Source organism: Pseudorhodoferax sp. Leaf265 (assembly GCF_001422365.1).
Taxonomy (GTDB): Bacteria; Pseudomonadota; Gammaproteobacteria; order Burkholderiales; family Burkholderiaceae_C; genus Pseudorhodoferax.
Map to the genome: position 1 here is coordinate 792,487 of NZ_LMMT01000001.1, position 20,784 is coordinate 813,270.

Annotated in this window: 21 protein-coding genes and 1 pseudogene; 15 read left to right on the forward strand and 7 right to left on the reverse strand. The window is 71.6% G+C overall.

The window, feature by feature from the left end; translation table 11 throughout:
• The first annotated feature begins 1 nt into the window (after position 1).
• The 10 genes from ASF45_RS03710 (at position 2) to ASF45_RS03755 (ending at position 8,201) form a co-directional block, all read left to right on the forward strand.
• The gene (locus ASF45_RS03710; RefSeq protein ID WP_056657009.1) at positions 2-460 is read left to right on the forward strand and encodes a hypothetical protein; all 459 of its coding nucleotides are present in this window, start codon (positions 2-4) and stop codon (positions 458-460) included.
• Entirely contained in the window at positions 460-1,107 is a 648-nt protein-coding gene (locus ASF45_RS03715) for an energy-coupling factor ABC transporter permease (RefSeq protein WP_056657012.1), read from the forward strand. Before ASF45_RS03710 ends, ASF45_RS03715 begins: the two co-directional genes overlap by 1 nt.
• Positions 1,104-1,655: a hypothetical protein gene (locus ASF45_RS03720; RefSeq protein ID WP_056657015.1), complete on the forward strand. Its 552-nt coding sequence runs from the start codon at positions 1,104-1,106 to the stop codon at positions 1,653-1,655. Before ASF45_RS03715 ends, ASF45_RS03720 begins: the two co-directional genes overlap by 4 nt.
• A complete protein-coding gene (locus tag ASF45_RS03725; protein WP_063887563.1) occupies positions 1,648-2,358 on the forward strand; it encodes an energy-coupling factor ABC transporter ATP-binding protein in 711 nt (236 codons plus the stop codon). Before ASF45_RS03720 ends, ASF45_RS03725 begins: the two co-directional genes overlap by 8 nt.
• A gap of 86 nt (positions 2,359-2,444) precedes the next feature.
• Positions 2,445-2,975 (forward strand): hypothetical protein, encoded by a 531-nt coding sequence (locus tag ASF45_RS03730; protein ID WP_056657018.1) that lies wholly within the window; start codon positions 2,445-2,447, stop codon positions 2,973-2,975.
• Between the two features lie 178 nt (positions 2,976-3,153).
• A complete protein-coding gene (locus ASF45_RS03735; RefSeq protein WP_056657021.1) occupies positions 3,154-4,137 on the forward strand; it encodes a hypothetical protein in 984 nt (327 codons plus the stop codon).
• A gap of 30 nt (positions 4,138-4,167) precedes the next feature.
• Positions 4,168-4,755, forward strand: a complete 588-nt coding sequence (locus ASF45_RS03740) for a HupE/UreJ family protein (RefSeq protein WP_056657492.1) — start codon at positions 4,168-4,170, stop codon at positions 4,753-4,755.
• Complete coding sequence (locus tag ASF45_RS03745) at positions 4,752-5,354, forward strand: HupE/UreJ family protein (protein WP_056657024.1); 603 nt, start codon at positions 4,752-4,754, stop codon at positions 5,352-5,354. Before ASF45_RS03740 ends, ASF45_RS03745 begins: the two co-directional genes overlap by 4 nt.
• A gap of 89 nt (positions 5,355-5,443) precedes the next feature.
• Entirely contained in the window at positions 5,444-7,477 is a 2,034-nt protein-coding gene (locus ASF45_RS03750) for a TonB-dependent receptor (protein WP_056657028.1), read from the forward strand.
• 19 nt (positions 7,478-7,496) lie between these two features.
• Positions 7,497-8,201: a DUF4198 domain-containing protein gene (locus ASF45_RS03755; RefSeq protein WP_056657031.1), complete on the forward strand. Its 705-nt coding sequence runs from the start codon at positions 7,497-7,499 to the stop codon at positions 8,199-8,201.
• A 15-nt stretch (positions 8,202-8,216) separates the two neighbouring features.
• Here ASF45_RS03755 and ASF45_RS34230 read toward each other — a convergent pair.
• The 5 genes and pseudogenes from ASF45_RS34230 to ASF45_RS03775 all read right to left on the reverse strand — a co-directional run.
• Positions 8,217-8,408 (reverse strand): annotated as a pseudogene (locus tag ASF45_RS34230) (DUF3830 family protein); the annotation flags it as partial.
• A gap of 211 nt (positions 8,409-8,619) precedes the next feature.
• A complete protein-coding gene (locus ASF45_RS03760) occupies positions 8,620-9,576 on the reverse strand; it encodes a HupE/UreJ family protein (protein WP_235580790.1) in 957 nt (318 codons plus the stop codon).
• Positions 9,573-10,436, reverse strand: a complete 864-nt coding sequence (locus tag ASF45_RS03765; protein WP_056657498.1) for a peptidyl-prolyl cis-trans isomerase — start codon at positions 10,434-10,436, stop codon at positions 9,573-9,575. The genes ASF45_RS03760 and ASF45_RS03765 overlap by 4 nt, the downstream gene beginning before the upstream one ends.
• A 114-nt stretch (positions 10,437-10,550) precedes the next feature.
• A complete protein-coding gene (locus tag ASF45_RS03770; RefSeq protein WP_056657033.1) occupies positions 10,551-12,746 on the reverse strand; it encodes a hypothetical protein in 2,196 nt (731 codons plus the stop codon).
• Between the two features lie 129 nt (positions 12,747-12,875).
• Positions 12,876-13,322, reverse strand: coding sequence for a copper chaperone PCu(A)C (locus ASF45_RS03775; protein ID WP_056657036.1), 447 nt, complete (start codon positions 13,320-13,322; stop codon positions 12,876-12,878).
• Between the two features lie 207 nt (positions 13,323-13,529).
• On the opposite strand from ASF45_RS03775, the gene ASF45_RS03780 reads away from it, so the two are divergent.
• The 3 genes from ASF45_RS03780 to ASF45_RS03790 all read left to right on the forward strand — a co-directional run bounded on the left by ASF45_RS03780 (position 13,530) and on the right by ASF45_RS03790 (position 17,392).
• Entirely contained in the window at positions 13,530-14,114 is a 585-nt protein-coding gene (locus tag ASF45_RS03780) for a PEP-CTERM sorting domain-containing protein (protein ID WP_056657039.1), read from the forward strand.
• Positions 14,115-14,210: 96 nt separating this feature from the next.
• Positions 14,211-14,834 carry a putative 2OG-Fe(II) oxygenase gene (locus ASF45_RS03785; protein ID WP_056657042.1) on the forward strand — a complete coding sequence of 208 codons (624 nt, stop codon included), beginning with the start codon at positions 14,211-14,213 and terminating at the stop codon, positions 14,832-14,834.
• A complete protein-coding gene (locus ASF45_RS03790) occupies positions 14,831-17,392 on the forward strand; it encodes a fused MFS/spermidine synthase (RefSeq protein ID WP_056657045.1) in 2,562 nt (853 codons plus the stop codon). Before ASF45_RS03785 ends, ASF45_RS03790 begins: the two co-directional genes overlap by 4 nt.
• Before the next feature lie 3 nt (positions 17,393-17,395).
• On the opposite strand, the gene ASF45_RS03795 is transcribed toward ASF45_RS03790, so the two are convergent.
• Positions 17,396-18,382, reverse strand: coding sequence for a Bug family tripartite tricarboxylate transporter substrate binding protein (locus tag ASF45_RS03795; protein ID WP_056657049.1), 987 nt, complete (start codon positions 18,380-18,382; stop codon positions 17,396-17,398).
• A 146-nt stretch (positions 18,383-18,528) separates the two neighbouring features.
• Here ASF45_RS03795 and ASF45_RS03800 point away from each other — a divergent pair, with 146 nt between their 5' ends.
• Together ASF45_RS03800 and ASF45_RS03805 are read left to right on the forward strand one after the other, a co-directional pair.
• On the forward strand, positions 18,529-18,912 hold the full coding sequence (locus tag ASF45_RS03800) for an HPF/RaiA family ribosome-associated protein (protein WP_056657052.1): 384 nt from the start codon (positions 18,529-18,531) through the stop codon (positions 18,910-18,912).
• Positions 18,909-19,124, forward strand: a complete 216-nt coding sequence (locus tag ASF45_RS03805; RefSeq protein ID WP_056657055.1) for a hypothetical protein — start codon at positions 18,909-18,911, stop codon at positions 19,122-19,124. The genes ASF45_RS03800 and ASF45_RS03805 overlap by 4 nt, the downstream gene beginning before the upstream one ends.
• 3 nt (positions 19,125-19,127) lie before the next feature.
• Here the strand turns inward: ASF45_RS03805 and gshA are convergent, their stop codons facing one another.
• Positions 19,128-20,735 carry a glutamate--cysteine ligase gene (gene gshA, locus ASF45_RS03810; protein ID WP_056657057.1) on the reverse strand — a complete coding sequence of 536 codons (1,608 nt, stop codon included), beginning with the start codon at positions 20,733-20,735 and terminating at the stop codon, positions 19,128-19,130.
• Positions 20,736-20,784 lie beyond the last annotated feature (49 nt).

A 20,784-nucleotide genomic window follows, 5' to 3' on the forward strand; every position in this document is an offset into this window, starting at 1 on the left:
CATGCGGCCCGCACGCACCTGCTGGTTCGCCCTGCTGCTGGCCTGGGCCGGCACGGGCGCGGCCTGGGCGCATGCTCTGCGGCACGAGATCCACATGGGCGAGGCCGTGGTCGTGGTGCTGCGCTACACCGACGGCGAGCCCTTCGCGTTCGAGCGCTACGAACTGTTCCGTGGCGCGGGCACCGCTCCTGTACAGGCCGGCCTCACCGATGGTGCAGGCCGCCTGGTGCTGCTGCCCGGCACCGGCAGCGCGGACCAGGGCTGGCGGCTCCGTGCCTACGCGGCAGACGGCCACGGCATCGAGACCGCGCTGGACGTCGCTGCGCACGACGGCGTGGCGCCGGCCGCGCCCACGCAGGCCGCAGCCACACCGGGCTGGGAGCGCATGGCGCTGGGCGTGTGCCTGATCCTGGGCCTCGGCGCGCTGGCCCGGCGCCTGCTGCGCCCAAGGCCGCGCTGATGCACATCCCCGACGGCTTCCTCTCGCCCCAGACCTACCTGCCGGCCTACGCCGCGGCGGCCGTGGCCTGGTGGGCCACCGGCCGCGGCCTGCGCGCGCGCCTGGACGACACCCTGGTGCCACGGCTGGCCGCGCTCACGGCGCTGGTCTACGCCATCGGCCTGGTCATGCTGCCGCTGCCCGGCGGCACCTCGGTGCACGCGGTCGGCGTGGCGTTGCTGGCGCTGTGCTTCGACGCGCGGCTGGCCTTCCTCGGCTACAGCCTGGTGCTGCTGCTGCAGTCGCTGCTGTTCGGCGCCGGCGGCATCACGGCGCTGCCGGTCAACGCGCTGGCCATCGGCGGGGCCGGGGCGCTGGTCACACTGGCCGTGTTCCGCGCGCTGCGCGGCTGGAACGAGACTGCCGCCGTGCTGCTGGCCACCTGGTGCGCAGTCATGGCCTCGGCCGCGCTGGTCGGCCTGGTGCTGGGCCTGCAACCCTGGCTGGCACACCGCGCCGACGGCACGCCGCTGTACTTCCCGTTCGGCCTGCCCGTGGTGCTGCCCGCCGTGCTGGCGCCGCATGCGCTGCTGGGCGTGGGCGAAGCCGTGCTGACGCTGCTGGTCTGGCGCATCGTGCGCATGCGGCGCTGGGAATGGTCTGCATGACGCCCACGCGCTGGCTGCTGGCCTACCTGGCCGCCGTCGTCGGCACGAGCCTGGTGCACGACTGGCGCGCGTTGGCGGCCGGCCTGCTGCTGGTGCTGGCGCTGGCTGGCCCGCCGCGCTGGCGGCTGTTGCGCCGCAGCCTGCTGGCCGTGCTGGCCTTCAACCTGGCCGTCAGCGCCGGCCTGGTCGCGCAATGGGCCTGGCAGGACCGGCCGCTGGCCGAGCCGCTCGCGCGCATGAACCTGCGCGTGCTGCTGCTGGTGCTGTTGGGCTTCTGGTTCGTCGCGCGCGTGAACCTGCTGCAGGCCCTGGCCTGCGCGCCCACGCTGCAGTTCCTGGCGACGCTGGCCGCGGGCCAGGCCCAGGTGCTGGCCCGGCTGGTGCGCGAGCACGGGCTGGCGTTCCGCAGCCGCACGGCCGGTGCCGGCGGCCTGCGCGCGCGCAGCCGGCACGGCGCCAGCGTGGCCGGCCACCTGCTCGACAAGGCCGTGGCCAACGCCCAGCTCTCGGCCATGGCCCTGCGCGCACGCGGCGGACTCGATGATTGAACTGGAGCGCGCGGCCTTCGGCTGGGCCGAGGCGGCGCCGGTCTGGTCCGAGGTCTCGCTGCGCGTGCAGCCGGGCGAGAAGCTGGTGCTGTTGGGCGCCAACGGCGGCGGCAAGTCCACGCTGCTGCAGTTGCTCGACGCGCTGGTGTTCCCCACGGCCGGCCAGTACCGCTACGACGGCGAGGCCGTGACGCCGGCGCGTGCGCGCCGCACGGACTGGGCGCGGCGCTTCAGGCGCGAGGTCGGCCTGCTGTTCCAGCACCCCGAGGCCATGCTGTTCAACCCCACGGTGCGCGACGAGATCGGCTACGGGCCGCGCCGGCTGGGCCTGCCCGACGCCGAGCGGCGCATCGGCGACTGGGCCGCGCGGCTGCGCATCGCCCACCTGCTGGACAAGCCGCCCTTCCTGCTCTCGGGCGGCGAGAAGCAGCGCCTGGCCCTGGCCTGCGTGCTGGTGATGGAGCCGCGGCTGCTGCTGCTCGACGAGCCGCTGGCGCACCTGGACCCGCGCACCGCCGGCTTTCTGCTGGACTGGCTGGCGCAAAGCCCGGCCACGGTGATCACCAGCACGCACCAGTTGGCCAGCGCGCCGCGCCTGGGCGCACGTGCGCTGGTGCTGGCCGGCGGTGGCCTGGCCCACGACGGGCCGCTGTCCGCGGCGCTGGCGGACACCGCACTGCTCACCCGCGCCGAACTGGCCTGAACGCAGCGCGCCGCTGTCATCGGCGTTTCACACGGCTTCGCACAATGGCAGGTTCCGCGCGCTCCGGCGCAGGACACCCCGCCGCCATGCCATCCCGCCCATTCCTGCAGCTGCCCGCGCGCCTGCGCCGGTACGTGGTCGGCCTGCTGCTGGTGGCCCTGCCGCTGTACGGGCTCGGCGGCGCGCTGCTGCGCATGCTGGGGCCGGACCACCGGCACGCGGCGGTGGCCGAGGCGCCCTCCTGGTCCGACCTGGTCGGACGCCAGCTGCAGGCCCTGGTGGGGCCGGAGACCTCCCGCCTGATCGATCACCTGCGCCTGCAGGCCCGGCTGCGGCCCGCCGCATCGGGCCATGCCCATGGCACGGGTGCGCACCCGCACCACCATGGCGGCTTCGCGCGCCACCACCACGCGCCGCACGACGCCACGGTCGTCGCCACCGATGGCCATGGCGGCGCCGATGCCGCCACGGCCGGCAGCACGTTGCTGCCGCTGGCGCTGCCCACCGCACTGGCCATTCCCTCTGCACCGGCCTCGCCACTGCGCTGGCCGGACCACGGGGCATCACCCTGGCACAGCCACGTGCCCGCCCTGCCCGAGCGCCCGCCACGCGCCTGATCCTGCGGCCCGCCTGCGCGCGGGCCCCGATGGCGCACGCCTGCCGAGGCAGCGCGCGCCATCGCCTTGCCAGCGGCCCCGCGCCGCCGCAGTCCGCTGCGGCGCGCCGGGCCCCCACAAGCCAGCACCGTCCGGTGGACGTGCGCGTTCGCCGGCCGGGGCAAGGAGGACCCACACCATGACGGCATCGACCGATCACGACCTCGCCGAGGCCGGGCGCCGGCTCGGCCACGACATCCACACCAGCACGCGCTGGCCACGACTGACGGGCTGGCCCGACGCCGTCCGCGAAGGCTTCGACGCCGCGGCCCACGCGCGGCTGCCGCGCGCCACGCCCGACCGCTTCGCGCGCAAGTGGCTGCAGCTGCGCCTTTCCGCGCTGCGGCGCGGCCGCGTCGTCGACGAGGAGGTCACGCCCGCGCTGCTGTGTGCGCTGGACGTCACGCACTGCCCGGTCACACGCGAGCCGCTGACCCACGGCGAACACCGCGACACCGACTGGTCCATCGACCGGCTCAACAACGACGCCGCCTACGCCGCCAGCAACCTGGCCGTCATGAGCGTGCGCGCCAACCGCGCCAAGGGCGCGCGCAGCTTCGACGAGGTGCTGCTGCTGGCCGGGCTGCCGCAGGCCACGGCCGGCCTGGCGCCACGCGAGTGGCTGCGCCTGGCCGCACTGATGCTGGGCCCGGCCTTCGCCACGCGCCACGCGGCCGCGCCCGCGCTGCCACTCTGCGCACCGCTGCCCTGCCGCTCGACCCGGCTCGCGCTGCAGCAGATCCAGCGTCTGCTGACGCTGCAGACGCAACGGCCGGACGGCAAGAACCGGCTGGTGCGCGACTTCCGCCCGGCCTGCCGGACCGAGCGCGCCATGCTGCGCCTGCGCACGCTGGCCGATGCCGTGCACGAGGGCTTGAAGCGCCTGCCGGCCGATGCCCAATGCTGGGACGTCTGGCTGCAGCCCGGCCTGATGCCGGCCCTGCAGGCCTGGCGCGACACGCTGGACGCACCAGGCTGGGCCTGCGCCGCGCAGATCGCCGGGCAACTGGCCGGCGCGCGGCGCGAAACGGCGCAGCGGCTGCAGGCCTGGCGGCTGCCGAGCCGGGGCTACCACGCCATGGCAGCGCCCGAGCGTCAACAGCGTGTCACGGACGCGCCCTAGAGTCCGCCGGTTCTTTTGTTGCTGACGACCATGCCCTCGATTGCCCGCGCCCTGTTCTGCCTGCTGACCGCGTTCGCCGCGCTGCCCGCCTTCGCCCACTCGACCGAGCACATGGGCGGCGGCTTCGTCGCTGGCTTCATGCACCCGCTGCTGGGGCCGGACCATGTGGTCGCGATGGTGGCCGTGGGCCTGTGGGGCGCGTTCCTGGGCGCGCCGGCGCTGTGGGTGCTGCCCGTGGTGTTCCCGCTGGTGATGGCCATGGGCGGCGTGCTGGGCGTGCTGGGCATCCCGCTGCCCGGCGTGGAGGTGGGCATCGCGCTGTCGGCCGTGCTGCTGGGCGGCATGGTCGCCTTCGCGGTGCGCCCGCCGCTGTGGGTGGCCGGCCTGCTGGTCGCCGTGTTCGCGGTGTTCCACGGCCATGCACATGGCACCGAACTGCCGCACGAGAGCAGCCCGCTGGTCTACAGCCTGGGCTTCGTCGTCGCCACCGGCATGCTGCACCTGGCCGGCATCGGCTTCGGCGCGCTCGTGCAGTCGCCGGCCGGCCGCGTCGCCGTGCGCGCCGCGGGCGGCGCGATCTCGGTGGTCGGCCTGTTCTTCCTGCAAGGCGCCATGTGAGCTGGCGCCGTGTTGCGCGGCCTGCCTTCGTGGCGGCCGCGGCCGGCTCGGCCAGCGCCGCCTGGGCGCATGGCGAGATCAAGGGCGTGGGCGCGTTCTACAGCGGCGTGCTGCACCCCTTCATCAGTCCGGCCCACCTGATCGCGCTGGTCGCGCTGGGCCTGCTGTTCGGCCAGCGCGGCGTGCTGGCCAGCCGCCAGGCCATGGGCGCGCTGGTGGCCGCGTTGGCAGGGGGCCTGTGGCTGAGCCTGCGGTTGCAACTGCCCGAGCCCGACCCGCTGCTGCTGGCCCTGGGCATCCTGCTGGGCCTGAGCGTGGTGCTGGCCCGCTCCTGGCCCCTCTGGGCTCTGGTGCCGCTGTCGGCCCTGGTCGGCTTGGCCGTGGGCCTGGGCTCCGCGCCCGATGGCATGGCGCCTGGGCAACGCACCGCGGCGCTGGTCGGCACCTTCGTCGGCGCCACGCTCTGCACGGCCTGCCTGGCCGGGGCCGTGCACCCGCTGCACAAGCCCTGGGCGCGGGTCGGCGTGCGCGTGCTGGCGTCCTGGCTCAGCGCCAGTGCGCTGCTAGTGCTGACGCTGGCGTTCGCCCGCCCGGCCTGACGCATTCCCCGGCCGCTGTCACAAGGCCGTCGAACACCTGCGTTACAAACGGGTGTAGGAAAATTTTCAAATTCTTCTCACACCACGCCATGCGCTCCATTGCTTCCCGCCGACGCCGCGCCCCGGCTGTCTACGCCCTCCTCGCCGCACTGTCGCAGCACGCCGCCGCCCAGTCGCCCGCGCCCGACGCGGCGCCCCAGTTGCGCGCCGTGGACGTCAAGGGCGAGACGCTGCGGGCCGCCGCGGCTTCGTACTCCACGACGACGCTGGAGGCCGAGGAGATCCAGCAGCAGCACGTGAGCCAGACGCAGGACCTGTTCCGCCACGTGCCCGGCATGCACGTGCAGAACTACCAGCTCTCGGGCGTGGCCGACACCATCGTGCTGCGCGGCTTCGGCGGCGGTGGCCATGGCGGCGACCTGGGCGTGGTGCTGGACGGCATTCCACTCAACGAAGCCATGTCGCACGCCGATGGCTACGTGGACTTCAACGTCATCGTGCCGCTGGAGATCGAGCGGCTGCGCGTGTTCCGCGGCCCGGTGTCCGCGCTGTACGGCAACTTCAACCGTGCCGGCCTGGTGGCCGTGGAGACGCGCAAACGCGGTGCCTACAAGGACCTGGACTTGAGCGTCGGCTCGCATGGCAGCGTGGACGTGCAGGCCGCGCTGGGCCGACGCATCCGCGACGGCGAGTACCTCAACCTGGCCGCCCAGCACCACCGCACGGACGGCTTTCGCGCGCAGTCGCAATCGGAGCGCACCACCCTCGCGGGCCGCTGGACCAAGGCCGTCACGCCGGACCTGGAGATCGCGCTGTCGGCCCGGCTGCACCAGGCCGACGGCGACAACCCCGGCTACGTGACCGCGGCGCAGTTCGCGGGCGACCCCTATGGCAAGGACCCGCGCGCCATGAACGATGGCGCCAAGAAGCACTTCGGCACCGTGCGCGCCGATGTCAACTACCAGATCGCGCCCGACCTCAAGCTGCTGAGCTTCGCCTACGCGACGCGCCAGGACTTCACGCGCTGGTTCAGCCGCCCGGCCAACGCCACCACCTGGCGCCAGCGCGAGGAGAACTACGACCGCGACGTGTTCGGTGCCGGCACCAGCCTGAACGGCCGCGCGCAGACAGCCTGGTCGCCGCTGAACTGGGTGCTGGGCGTGGAGACCTTCCGCGAGAGCACCGACTACCAGTACTTCGACGACCTGGCCCAGCGCGCGCGCACGGCAGGCGCCATCAACGACCGCCGCTCCAGGCTCAACAGCCTGTCGGCCTTCACCGAAATCGAGGCGCCCGTGCACCGGCTGTTCAAGCCCTCCCTCGGCCTGCGCTGGGACCGCTTCAGCGGCGACTGCAGCAGGAACGGACCGGAGACGGGCGGCGACCCCTGCGGCCCGCTGAACAAGGTCACGCACACCAGCCCCAAGCTCGGCGTGCGTTCCGACGTCTTCCCCGAACTGGAGCTGCGGGCCAGCTGGGCCGAGGGCTTCGCGCTGCCCAACACCTTCGCCAAGTACGCACTGGGCGCGGCCGACCTGGACCCCAACGTGTTCCGCCAGACCGAGGTCGGCATGCAGTGGAAGCCGCGGCCCGGCATCTCGCTCGACGTGGCGGCCTACCGGCTGACCTCCTCGGACGAGATCCGCACCGTCGCACCGGGGGTCTACGAGAACGACGGCGAAACCAGGCGCACCGGCGTTGAAATCAGCGCGCTGTGGGCCGTGCGCCGCGACCTGGACCTGTCGCTGACCTATGGCAGCGCCAACGCCGAGGTGACGGCCAGCGCCAACCCCGCGCTGGTCGGCAAGCGCGTGGCCGCCGTGCCGCGCCATACCACCACCGCCTCGGCCGCCTGGTCACCGCTGGCCAACTGGACCGGCACCGTGACCTGGCGCCGCGTGGGCAGCTACGCCGTCAACGCCGACAACAGCATCGGCTACGGCGGCTACAACACCGTGGACCTGGGCCTCACCTGGCGCGCCCAGCCCTACCAGGTCTACGCCACCGTGGCCAACGTGACCGACAAGGTCTACGCCAGCACGGCCTCCCTCATCGGCGGCCAGCAGCTCTTCGCGCCTGGCGCGCCGCGCACGCTCAAGGTCGGCGTGCAGATGCAGTTCTGACTCCACAGGAAAAAGCGACATGACACCGATCCGATCCATCTTCGCCATCACTGCCATGGCCCTCTGCATGGGCGCCGCCCAGGCCCACAACGTCTGGCTGGTGCCCGACGCCCAGGGCGCCTATCTGGTGCAGTTCGGCGGCCACGAAGGCAAGCTCGAGGCGTTCGACAGTGGCAAGCTCAGGTCCGTGACGGCCTACGACCGCCGTGGCCGCAAGATCGGCGTGGCGACCCAGGCCGCCACCGATGGCGTGCGCGTCAAGCCCGAGCGCGAGCCGGCCATGCTGGCGGCCGAGTTCGACAACGGCTTCTTCAGCAAGACCGAAGGCGCGCCCATGGTCAACAAGCCCATGGACCAGAACCCCGGCGCCACGAGCGGCGTGCACGCCATGAAGTTCCACAAGACGGTGCTGCAGTGGGGCCTCATCGCGCGCAAGGAGCTGGGCCAGGCCTTCGAGATCGTCGGCACCCAATCGCAGGATCCGCAGGCCGGCAAGCCGATGCAGGTGAAGGTGCTCAAGGACGGCAAGCCCATCGCCGGCGTGCGCCTGTCCATCGGCGAGGACGGCCCGCCCGTCACGAGCGCGGCCGATGGCACGGCCACGGTCACGCCGGTAGAAGGCCGCAACCAGCTGCTGGCGATCATCCGCATGCCGGTGCAGGGCAACCCCAAGACCACGCAGCTGAGCTACGAGTACCTGTTCGCGTTCCAGACGCACGACTAGGCTGCACCGGCGCGGCTCCGTCAGTTGCTCGTGCCCCTCCACGATGGTCAGGAAGTGGTTGCCAGCCAGCTGGCCCATGCGGCTGGAGAAGCTGCAGGCTCCGTAGGCGAGGATGATCTCTGTCTCGCTGTAGCCGCCCGGATGGAACAGGATGTCCCCCTTGGACGGATGGCTGGTGTGGTTCTCGAAGCCCACCGGCGTGCTTTCGCGCGTCTTCTCCTCGGGGGTGTGCGGTGCATGGCCGGTGGCGATCATGTCCAACGTGCCGTCCGTCAGCGCGTCCCACAGCGGCTGGTTGTGGCGCGCCTCGCGGGCCTGCGCGGCCGCGCAGGCCGGGCCAGCTATGCCACCTCCGTCTGGTGTGAGCGCCGCGCGGGCGGCACGGCCGGCCCGCGGACGCCGCCCGTACCTGCGGCGCTCAGGTCAGGATCGCCCAGATCCGCCCGCTGGCCCAGTACATCGCAACGCTCCCGATCCCATACAGCGCAGGCACACGCGCCTTCGCGAAGCTGGGCCAGGGCGCCAGCGTCTTGACCAGCACCCAGGCCAGCAGCACCACGGCCAGCTGGCCGATCTCCACGCCCAGGTTGAAGGTCAGCAGCGCGATCGGCAGATGGTTCTCGGGCATGCCGATCTGCTGGAGCGCGCCCGCGAAACCCAGCCCGTGCACGAGGCCGAACAGGAAGGCCACCAGCGCCGGCCAGCGCCGCGACAGCGTGGCCTCCTTGCCCAGCGCCTCGCCGGCCACCAGCATGATGGACAGCGCGATGGTCGCCTCCACCGGCGGCGGCCGCAGCACCAGCAGGCCGAACGCCGAGAGCGCCAGCGTGATGCTGTGCGCGGCCGTGAAGGCCGTGATGGTCCACACCAGCCGGCGGTTGAAGCCGACCAGGAACAGCAGGCTGACCACGAACAGCAGGTGGTCGGTGCCGGTCAGGATGTGCTCGATGCCCAGCACGGTGTAGGCCGAGGCGATCTCGCCCACGCCGCGCTGGTCGTCTGCCGCGCCGAACAGGTGCACCGAGGGCTGGGCCGTGGTCAGCGTGTAGACGCGCGTCTGCCCGTCCAGCCAGCGGATCTTGACGATGGCCACCGAGTAGCCCTTGCCCACGCCATCGACCTGCAGCACGCCCGACAAGCCGTTCGGGCCGCAGTGCAGCAGCGGCGGCTCGGCCGTGCAGCCGGCCGGCCAGATGGGGTTGAGGTCGCGCTGGGTGGCGCGCTCGCGCGCGGTCCACTGCCAGGTGAATTCGCCGCGCGAGGTCTCGCGCATCTCCATCTCGGCGATGGTCAGTTCGTGCGCCGACACGGCGCCCGCGCCCATCACCAGCAGCATGGCGGCGAAGAGCCGCCGCAACAACATGGCCACGTTCATTTGCCCGCCTCGGCCTCGATGCGCACGGTGTACTTCTCGGCCAGGGTGCGCACGGCGGCGGTGCGCTGCTCGGCCATGACCTGGTCGGTCCAGTCCTGCAGCACGATGCCGCGCAGCACCGCGAAGTCGGCAGGTCTGGCGGCGGACACGGCGTCCAGCTGGATCACGCGCCAGCCGTCCTTGGCCGGCAGCGCGTGCCACTGGCCGGGCTGGGCACCCTCCACCGCCTTGGCGAAGGGCTCGCCATAGCTCTGCACCAGGTTGGCATGCGGCCGGCCCTTGAACACGCGCAGGCCGGCGCCGATCTCGCCCGGCACGCCGGAGTTCAGCCGCGTGGCCAGTTCGCTGGCCGCCGCTTCGGTCATGTCGCCGGAGATCACCGCCTCGCGGAAGTCGAAGCGCGCCGGCTCGTCGTACTTGGCGCGGTGTTTCTCGAACCAGGCCCGCAGCAGCGCGTCGTCGTAGGGCGGCAGCTTGTTGTCGGACTCCAGCACGCTGAGCGCCTTGAAGATCACGCGCTCGCGGATCGCGTTGTCGCCCCGGTCGACCTGCATCGCCAGGCCCTCGCGGTAGAGCACCTCGTTGTCCAGCCACGTGCGGCGCAGCGCAGCCAGTTCCTCCGTGGTCGGCGGGCGGCCGCGCGAGGCCTTGAACAGCTCGCGCGCCTCGTCGTCGACGTCCTGCGTCAGCACGATGGTGCGCGGATCCTCGGCGCGGCCGACGATGACATGGTCGACCGCGAACAGCAGGCCGCCGAGAAGCACGAAGTGCAGCAGGGGCTCGCGCCACCAGCGCGGTCGGGGCGCGTCCGCGCCCGCGGGGATGGTCTTGGCGGCACGGTTCGGTTTGGGGGAAGACATGGCGATCACTCGGAAATTCGGATGCGGGCGGCCCTGGCCGCCCGGCACGGCAAAGCGCCGCGCAGCCGAAGCTGCGCGGCGCCTGCGGACTACAGGGACTGGTTCAGGCCCTCTTCACTTGACACCGGCCACCACGGTGGAACCGGCCACCTCGATGAAGATCGGGTTGCTGTAGAACGACAGGTCGGCCCAGGCCGCCACGTCGTAGGCCACGTACTTCTGGCCGTTCACCACGGGCAGGTGGTTCGGGCAGCCGTCGATGGTGGTGCCGGTGTAGTTGCCGCCGTTGGCCGGCACGTTGACACCCGCCACCTGGCACGGGATGGTCAGCTTGCTGGTGTCACCGGCGTTGGTGTAGATGTCGGCCAGCGGGTTGCCGTTGGCGTCGGTCTCGTAGGGCACGCTCGGCGGCAGGTTGGAGCCGCGCAGGCGCAGGTACTGCGAGGCGGCCACGGCCGGGATGCGGAAGGTCATGGCCTTGTACTCGGCGTTGCCGGCCACCGGCGTCCAGGTCGCGTCGTTGAAGGTGCGCAACACGGCAGCCGAAGTGTTCTTGGCGGCGGCCGGCACGTTGGCCATGTTGGGGTTCAGCAGCCAGTCGTTGGGCCACTGGCCGGCGTAGTCGGCGCTGCCGGGCTGGCGGTAGCCGGACACGAGGCCGCGGATCACGTCGACATGCGACAGCACCGGCATGTTCAGCGGCTGGTTGATGCCGACCTGGGCCAGCGACGGGTTGTTGAAGGTGTAGGGCGAGTAGTTCGTGCCCGCCGGGTCGCGCACGACGATGGCCACCACCACTTCGGCGCCTGCGCGCACCTGCAGCTTCTCGCCCATGGTGGCGCAGCCGGCCACGTCGGTGTCGGTGTTGGCCAGGGCGGCCTTGACCGCGATGGCCTGCACCGCTGCGTTCGTGCGCATGGCCGGGCCGGCGTAGGAGGCGCAGGCCACGAAGGCCAGGCGGTCGATCAGCTGGCCGGTGGCGACGAAGCTGTTGCCGCTGCGGATGCCGTCGACGATGGTCTGCGGACGCAGCTTGGTGTCGTTGGCCTTGCGCACCATCACGAAGTCGCGCTGGTACTCGCCGGGGTAGAAGTCCTGCGTGGAGCGGCGGTCGTCCGGACCGAACTGGCCGCGGTTGTGCCAGTCCGAGCTGCCGAAGAACCACCAGTTGCGGCCTTCGCCCAGCAGCGCATCCCAGACGCCGCCGATCTGCGCGGCGTAGACGCCGGTGCCGCCGTAGGTCGTGCCGCCGACCGAGTCGACGCGCACGCCGCCGATGCTGTTGCGGTTGGGCGAGTACTCGCCGCGGTTGTCGGAGGCGCCGTGGCCAGGCTGCGACTCGAAGCCGACCGCGATGCGCGGGCCGGCGTTGTTGAAGTTGCGCAGGTGCTCGACGTTGAAGCCGTTGTTGCCGCTCGGGTTGAACGGGCCGGCGCGCTCCAGGTGGGCGGGCACGTAGTAGCTGCCGTCCGGATGGTAGGCGGCCATCCACTTGATGCCCTCGACCGTCTTGAGGTGGCCGGCTTCGCCGGAGCCCAGCAGCTTGGCGGCGCCGGCGTTCCAGTTCGGGCTGCCTTCGTTGGCGCTGCCCGGCACGTTGCAGGTCCAGGCGTTCGGGCCGCCGCGCGTCACGTCACCGTCGTTGCCGCGGTCGAAGCAGTAGGCCCATTGCGACAGCGCATTGGCGTTGCCCAGCGCGGTGTAGCCCTTGGTGGTGGGCAGCGCACGCGTGTCGATTGCGGCAGGCACCTGGCCGGTGATCACGGTCATCGAGGTGTGCTCGTGGCCGGAGACGACCGATTCCATGCCGACGAAGATCGGCACGTTCTTCAGCGCGTTCAGGTACTCCGCGAGGGGGTACTGGTACTGCTGGATGGCCTGCCAGCGCCACATGTTCTGGTTCGGGCGCGTGCCGCTGGGCGTGCCCTGGGGCTCGACGGGCGGGGTGCTGTTCTGCCAGGTGGTGTTGGGGCCGACCACGGTGGTGCCGTCGGCGGCGTAGACCAGCGGGTAGGCGGGCGTGGCCAGCGAGGCGTCTTCGGCCAGCGTGCAGTTGCGGTTGCCCGTGCCGCCATGGCCGGCCTGGACGAACCAGTCCAGGCCCCAGGGCGTGTCGGTCTTGTCGGTGACCTTCTTGACCAGCTTCTGCATCGAGATCGAGCCGTCCGAGCAGGTGGTGTGGTTGTGGAAGTCGCCGGTCACGTAGGTGCCGGCCGGCTTGGCTGCGTGCGCAGCCGGAGCCATGGCCAGGGTGGCCAGAACCGTGACCGCGGCGAGCGCGACCGGGTTCTTCTTGAACACGTTCTTCATAAGACTCCTATTGGGCTTTCTGGAAATTGCCTGGCTGCGCCGGTGCGGCGCAGTTCCCTCGTTCGGGTCGGTGGCAGGACCGCGGGCGATGCTAGGAACCGGGCGTGACCCCGCCGTGACGGGTGTGTGTCAGAGGAAGCGCTGCAGGTCCACGTTGAGCGTGGCCTGCACCACCCCGCCGTGTTCGAAGCGGAGCACCATGGGGTAGGTGCGTGCCACCTCGAGCGGGAACTTCAGGCCCGTGAGCCGGAGGTAGGTGCCGTGTTCGGCCAGGTGCGTCTCGCCGCCCTCGGGGATCGCGAAGTCGACCGTGCTGCGGGCCAGCTGGCCGCCGATCTCGGCGCCCTCGGCGACCATGGTCTGCACGCCGACCAGGCGGTCGGGCCGCGTCACCTGGTCGAACATCATCGACACCACGACCGATGTCGCGCCCGGCCGCGTGGCCTTGCACCACGGGTGGGTGATGCGCAGGTTGTCGGCGAAGTACTCGCAGGCGCGGGCCTGCGGCAGCGCCAGCGCGGCGCCGAACGCCAGGCCGGCGCGCAGCGCGGCGCGGCGGTGGATGAAGGGGGACATGGCGGCTCCTCTGGGATGCGGTGGGCCGGCAGCGTAGGGGGCGCCCATGAAAGCCCGATGACGCCCAGCCAGTGCCGCGGCGACGACGTCGGCGCCGTCACAGCTCTGACTTGATCGCTGCCTACAGTCCGGCCGCGTCTGCAGCTTGCCGACAAGCGCGCCCCCGGGCGCCGCCCTCATCCACAAGACGATTCCTGGAGGTTCACCATGAAGTTTCCTGCCTTGGCCGCCCTGGCCTTGTTCGCCGCTGCGCCCGTGATGGCCGCACCGGTCACGGTCGATTTCGAAGCCGCCCCGAGCTATGACGCGGTCGGCAACACCTACGCCGGCAAGGGCGTGACCTTCGGTGGCGGCGCGCTGGGCCTGCAGAACGACGCCGACTTCACATACTTCACGAATGCACCGTCGCCCCTGGGCGTGATGTTCGCCGTCGACACCGATTCGGCGATGAACGTGGCCACCGGCTTCGCAGGCATGTTCAGCTTCTCGTACGCCTCCACGGCCGCCGCCACCGGCGCAGTGAGCATCTGGAGCGGCCTGAACGGCACGGGCAACCTGCTGGCCTCGTTCGACCTGCTGGGCAACTCGGCCAACTGCACCGACATCGGCTGGTGCAGCTTCGACAGCCTGTCGGCGAGCTTCTCCGGCATCGCCTACTCGGTGACCTTCAACGGCGACTCGACCATCGCCTACGACGACCTGGCCTTCAACACCGTGCCCGAGCCGACCAGCGCGCTGCTGTTGGGCCTGGGCCTGGCCGGCCTGGCCGCGGCACGCCGCCGCCGCATGTAAGCACCGCGCTTTCTGCCCGTGCAGACAGGTGGCACCCGGTGGGTGCCGCCTTTTCTGCGTTTGGCGCCCCCGTTCACCTGCACCCCACCGCGCACGATGCACGAGCTCTTCGGACTGTTCCCCACGCCCTTCATGCGCGTGCCCGCGGCACTGGATGCCGCTCTGGTCGCCGGCCTGGTCGGCCACTTCGGCCATGCCGCCGGCATTGCCAACAATGCCTCGGGCCAGCTCTCGCACACGGCCATGCTCCAACCCGGCGACAGCCCGCTGCTGGTCGAGGCCGCGCGCGCCATCACGCCGCATCTGGCAGCGTTCGGCGCGCAGATGTTCGGCGAACAGCTGGGCTGGTCGCTCAAGGAGATGTGGGTCAACCTGCTGGACACCGGCGGGCGCCAGGCCATGCACAACCACGCCAACAGCTTCATCTCGGGCGTGGTCTACCTGACGCCCACGCACCCCGATGCGCGCACGGTGTTCATGAAGTCGCCGGGCGGGCACGACTTCGCGTTCAAGAACGACCACGCCGACGTGCGCACCACGCCCTACAGCGCCGACAAATGGATCAGCCCGCAGCCCGAGCCGGGCGACCTGGTGCTGTTCCCCAGCTACCTCATGCACGCCGTGCCGACCAACCCGGGCGCGCGCCGCATCACCATGGCGCTGAACGCCATCCCGACCCAGCTGAATTCCTGGGGCTACAAGATTTCCTTCAGCGGATGAGCACGACTGCGGGGCCGCGCCGCGCCGCGGTGATGGCGCTCATGCTGGCCTCGGGCTTCGCCGGCCTGGGCTACCAGATCGTCTGGACGCAGCAGAGCGCGCTGTGGCTGGGCCACGAGACGGCCGGCGTGCTGGCCGTGGTGGCAGCCTTCTTCGGCGGCTTGGCGACTGGGGCACTGCTGCTGGGCCGGCGCATCGCCGCGAGCCGCCAGCCCGGCCGCTGGTATGCCGGCTGCGAGCTGCTGATCGGCCTGTGGAGCCTGGTGCTGGCGTTCGCGATGGCACCCATCGGCCAGGGCTTGCTGCAATGGATTGGCGCCCAGCCCTCCCCCGTCTGGCAATGGAGCGTGGCCTTCGGCGGCAGCTTCCTGCTGCTGCTGCCGGCCACCGCGGCCATGGGCGCCACGTTGCCGGCCATGGAACGCGCCCTGGCGCAACACTGGCGTGGCGGCGCCATCGCGGCGCTGTACGCAGGCAACACCCTCGGCGCCGTGGTCGGCGTGCTGGCCAGCGCGTTCTGGCTGGTGCCGGCCTGGGGCCTGGCGCGCACGGCGCTGGTCTGCGCCGTGCTGAACCTGCTGTGCGCCGTGGCCGCGCTGCGGCTGCTGCGCGGCAGCGCGCCGGCCGCGCCGCAGAGTGCGCCGCACCATGCGCGCGGGCTGCTGCCGCTGCTGGCGGCCACCGGCTTCCTGGGCATCGGCTACGAAGTGCTCGTGGTGCGGGTGCTGAGCCAGGTGGCCGAGAACACGGTCTACACCTTCGCGCTGCTGCTGGCCGTCTACCTGGTCGGCAGCGCGGCCGGCGCGGCCTGGTACGGCCGCTGGCTGTCGCGCCGCGCCGGCCTGGCGCGGATCGGCGAGCGCCTGCCCGCGTGGCTGGCGCTGGCCTGCCTGGCCGGCAGCGCCAGCCTGTGGGGCGCCGAGGCGCTCCAGGCGCAGGCGCTGGCCTGGCTGGGCAGCGGCATGCCGGCCGCGCTGGCGGCCGAAGCCGTGCTGGCGGCCGTGGCCTTCGGGCCGGCCACGCTGCTGATGGGCGCGTTGTTCAGCCACCTGGCGACGCAAGCGCGTGCGGCCGGCATCGGCTTCGGCCTGGCGCTGGGCGTCAACACGCTGGGCGCGGCGGCGGCGCCGCTGGTGTTCGGCCTCTTGCTGTTGCCGGCCCTGGGGGCCAAGGCCGCGCTGCTGCTGGTGGCCGCGAGCTACCTGTTTCTCGCCTGGCCGCTGGCTCGTTCTCGCGGTATCGTGCTGCCAGCCTGCGTCGGCGCGGCCGCGCTCGTGCTCGCGCTGGCGGCACCGCCGCTGGCCTTCGTCAGCGTGCCCGAAGGCGGCCGCGTGCTGAGCTACCGCGAAGGCGCGATGGCCACCGCCAGCGTGGTCGAGGAGGCCGATGGCACGCGCCGGCTGCGCATCAACAACCGGCAGCAGGAGGGCAGCAACGCCGCCTGGTCAGCCGACGCCCGCCAGGCCCTGCTGCCGCTGCTGCTGCACCCGGCTCCGCACAAGGCGCTGTTCCTGGGCCTGGGAACAGGCACGACCGCGAGCGCGGCCACGCTGGACCCTGCCCTGCAGATCGAGGCCGTGGAACTGCTGCCCGAGGTGATCGCGGCCACTTCTTGGTTCGCTGTGCCGGAGCAGGCCTCCACCGGGCGGCTGCGCATGGTCGCGGCCGACGCGCGCCGTTTCGTGCGCGCATCGCGGGCGCAGTACGACCTCATCGTCTCCGACAACTTCCACCCGGCCCGCAGCGGCTCGGCCGCGCTCTACACGGTCGAGCATTTCCAGGCCGTGCGCGGGCGCCTGGCGGCGGGCGGACTGTTCTGCCAGTGGCTGCCCCTGCACCAGCTGGACCTGCCCACGTTGCGCAGCATCGTGCGCGCCTTCGCCACCGCATTTCCGGACGGCGGCGCGGTGCTCGCGACGCTCAGCCTGGAGACGCCGGTGCTGGGCCTGGTGGGCCGTGCCGACGGCCGCCACTTCGACCTCGCACAACTGCAGGCCCGCTTGGCGGCGGCGCGCCAATGGCCGCGCAGCCCGGCCGGCCTGGGCCTGGACGACGCCTACGCCGTGCTCGGTTCGCTCGTGGCCGGTCCGCAGGCGCTGCAGCGGCTGGCGGCCGGTGCGCCCATGAACACGGACGACCACCCCATCGTGGCCTACCTCGCACCGCGCGCGACCTATGCTCCGGCCGCGCCGCCGCGCGAGCGCCTGGCCGCACTGATGGCCGAACTGTCGCTCGCGCCGCAGGAGCTGGTCAGGGCCGAGCCGGCCGCAGCCGCGCGCCTGGCCGCCTACTGGGATGCGCGCACACGCTTCCTGGCCGCGGGGCGCAATGTGCAGCCCAGCGCCGACATGCGGCGCATGCTTGCCCAGGTGCAGCAGCCGCTGCTGGAGGTGCTGCGCACGAGCGCCGACTTCCGCCCGGCCTACGATCCGCTGCTGCAGATGGCGGCCGCGCTGGCGCGCATCGATGCGCCGGCCGCGCGGGATCTGCTCAACGAACTGGTGCGCCTGCAACCGGCGCGCGCCGAGGCCGGCGAACTGCTGCGCCGGCTGCCCTGAAACTCACTGGGGCGTAAAGCCGCTGTCCTTGATGATCTTCGCCCAAGTCTTGGTGTAGGCCTGCTCGCGGCTGTGCAGCTGCTGTTGCGGCATGTAGCCCACCGTGAGGCCCATGGCCGTGAGCTTGTCGCGCACATCGGGCATGGCGACGACCTTGGCCACGGCGGCCGAGAAGCGGTCGATCGCGGCCTGCGGCGTGCCGGCCGGCGCGAAGATGCCGTAGTAGGGCAGGTCCTCGAAGCCGGCCACGCCGAGTTCGGCGAAGGTCGGCACCTCGGGCATGGCGGCCTGGCGCGCAGTGCCCAGCACGCCGACCACGCGGATCTTGCCGGCCTTGTGGTTCTCGATGAAGTCGGGCACGGAGCCCACGCCCGCGCTGATCTGGTTGCCCAGCATGTCCGCGATCATGGGCGCGCTGCCGCGGTAGGGCGCGGCCTGCAGGTCCATCTTGTACTTGTCTGCCAGCACCTTGACCAGGAACTCGGGCGTCGAGGCCGGCGCCGGGATGCCGATGGTGCCGCGCCCGCCCTGGCCCTTGAGCCAGTTCAGGTACTCGGGCATGGACTTGGCCGGCGTGCCGCCGGACACGGCCAGCGCATTCACGAAGATGGCGAAGCCGGCCACGGCGACGAAGTCCTTGGCCGGGTCGAAGCCCGGGTTCTTCGTGACCAGTGGCAGGATGGAGACGGTGTGGTCGTGCGTCAGGAAGAAGGTGTTGCCGTCTGGCGCGGAAGTCTTCAGCGCGTTGGCCGCGATCTGGCCGCCCGCACCGGCGCGGTTGTCGACGATCACGCTCTGGCCGAGTTCGCCCTGCAGCTTGTCGGCCAAGGTGCGCGCGATCACGTCGGTGCCGCCACCGGCTGGAAAGCCGACCAGCAGGCGCACCGTGGACTGGGCCTGGGCGGCCAGGCCCGTGCCCAGCAAGGCCGCCACGGCCAGGGCCTGGGTGAGCCGGCGGCGGGCCGTGCAAGGCGAAGAAGGTCGAGACATGGGATCGGTTCCTGTAGGACGGGGGGACACAAAAAACGCAAGAACGATACCAGAGCCCCTGGACACAATCGCCCCGTTCCTACACCGGGGCTTGCAGGGCTCAGGCACACTGGGCGGCCCACTGGTTCAAGAGAGAGACCCGACCCATGCAAGTGCAAGTGAACACGACCGGACTGCCCAACAAGGAATCGCTGGACCGCTGGGCCGAGCAGTACCTGCAGGACGAACTGGCGCGCTTTCGCCACGACATCACGCGCATTGAGGTGCACCTGTCGGACGAGAACGGCGGCAAGGCAGGAGGCGCCGACAAGCGTTGCCTGCTCGAAGCACGGCTCGCGCACCACCAGCCGCTGGCCGTCCACCATGACGCCGACAGCCAGGACCTGGCCGTGCGCGGCGCTGCCGACAAGCTCAAGCGGCTGGTGGAACACACGGTGGACAGGGGCCGCGACAACCGCCATCGCGAGCGCGAGTCCATCCGCAAGGACGGCGTGCCCGATGCCGATCAAGCCGACACAGCCGCGCTGTGAGCCGCGACGCGAAAAAGGAGGCCGACCTGGCCTGGAAAGGCGGGCTGTGCTGCGTGATCGGCCTGGCCGTGCTGCTGGGCCCGCAGTTCATGCCACCCTCGGGCATGCGCGACACGATCGCGCAGTCGGCCATCGTCGGCTGGTTCGCGCTGGTGCTGGGCCTGGCCTTCATCGGCCATTTCCTGTGGCGCCGGCGCGCCGACCGGCCTTGAGCTTCAGAGCGCGGCGGCCTGCAGCACCTGCGCCGCCGCGCCGCTGCCGCGGCGCTTAAGCTGAAGGCCCAGGCGCTCGGGCCGCAGATACTCCTCGCGGTAGACATCGAAGGGCATGGTGTCGCTGGCCTCGATGCGCTTTTGCGCCTCGATGGAGGCGCTGGACGCCGCCACGAAACGTTCGCGCAGTGCATCCGGGAACGGCAGCGCCAACAGCTGCTCGCGCGTCTGCAGCGAGTGCTGCAGCGCGAAGCGCGTGAAGCTGCTGCCGTATTCGCGCGTGGCGTGCTCCAGCACGCGGGCCGAGGGCAACGTCTCGGGCGCCAGCAGCGCGGCGCGCGCGGCCTGCACTGCCGCCACATGGCCTTGGCCACCGAGCGCAGCGTCCATGGCCTGTGCCAGCGGCAGGCATTCGTCGACGAGTTGCAGCGCCCACTCGGTCAGCACACGCTCGCGGCCGCCCTGCTCGAGCAGCAGGCCGGGCTCGCGGCCGCGCGCGGCCACGCGGTGCTGGTTGCGCGCCAGTGCGGCGATCTCCTCGGGCGTGTCCGGCGGGCTGTCGCTGAGCAGGCAGTGCAGCAGGAACACGTCGAGGAAGCGCATGGTCGAGGCCGCAATGCCCAGCGGCTCGAACGGGTCCAGGTCCATCAGGCGCACCTCGATGTACTCGACGCCGCGCTCGCGCAGCGCATGCAGCGGCCGCTCGCCGGAGCGGATCACGCGCTTGGGCCGGATCGTGCCGTAGAACTCGTTCTCGATCTGCAGCAGGCTGGTGGCCAGCTGGTTGTAGTCGCCGCCCGGGTTGCGGATGCCCACGGCCTCGTAGGCCGGATAGGGCTTGGTCAGCGCCTCCTGCAGGGAGGCGCCGTAGCCTTCCAGGCTGTTGTAGCTGACCGCCAGCGTGGACTGCGCATCGCTCTGGTAGCCGAGCCGGCCCATGCGCAGCGAGGTCGCGTGCGGCAGGTACATGCTGTGCTCGCCGAGTGGCTGCAATGCGTGCTCGCGGCCCTGCACGAAGCTCGCGCAGACGGCCGGCGAGGCACCGAACAGCACCAGCGGCAGGAAGGCGTGGCGGCGAAAGTTGCGGATCAGGTCGAAGTAGGCCGCGCTGTCGATGCCCGGCATCGACCAGTTGTAGTGGATGCCCGAGATGGTCTGCATGCGCCGGCCATAGCGGTGGCCCAGCCCCATGCGGTAGACGCTCTTGGCGCGGCCCACGTTGGACGAACCGTAACGGCCGATCGGGATGGTCTCGTCGGTCGGCAGGCCGCAGGGCATGCTGGAGACCCACAGCATCTCGTCGCCTTGCTCGCGCAGCACCTGGTAGACGTACTGGTGCACCTCGCGCAGTTCGGCCAGGCAGCTGTCCGCGTCGGCGTGCACGCCGGTGATGAGCTCCAGCTGCGACTCGCTGAAATCGGTCGTGATGTGCTCGTGCGTGAGGGCCGAACCCAGCGCGGCCGGGTGCGGCGTCAAGGCCAGGCCGGCGTCCGGCGTGGCGCGCAGGCTTTCTTTCTCCAAGCCGCGGCGGATGCCGCGCAGGCGTTCCGCCGTGAGGGCGCCCACGCGCTCCGTGAGGGGCGTGCTGGCATGCAAGGTCGTTGTGGCCATTGTTGTTTCAAGCCCCGAATCTGTGTGGGGCCGGAAGGTATCACAGGCC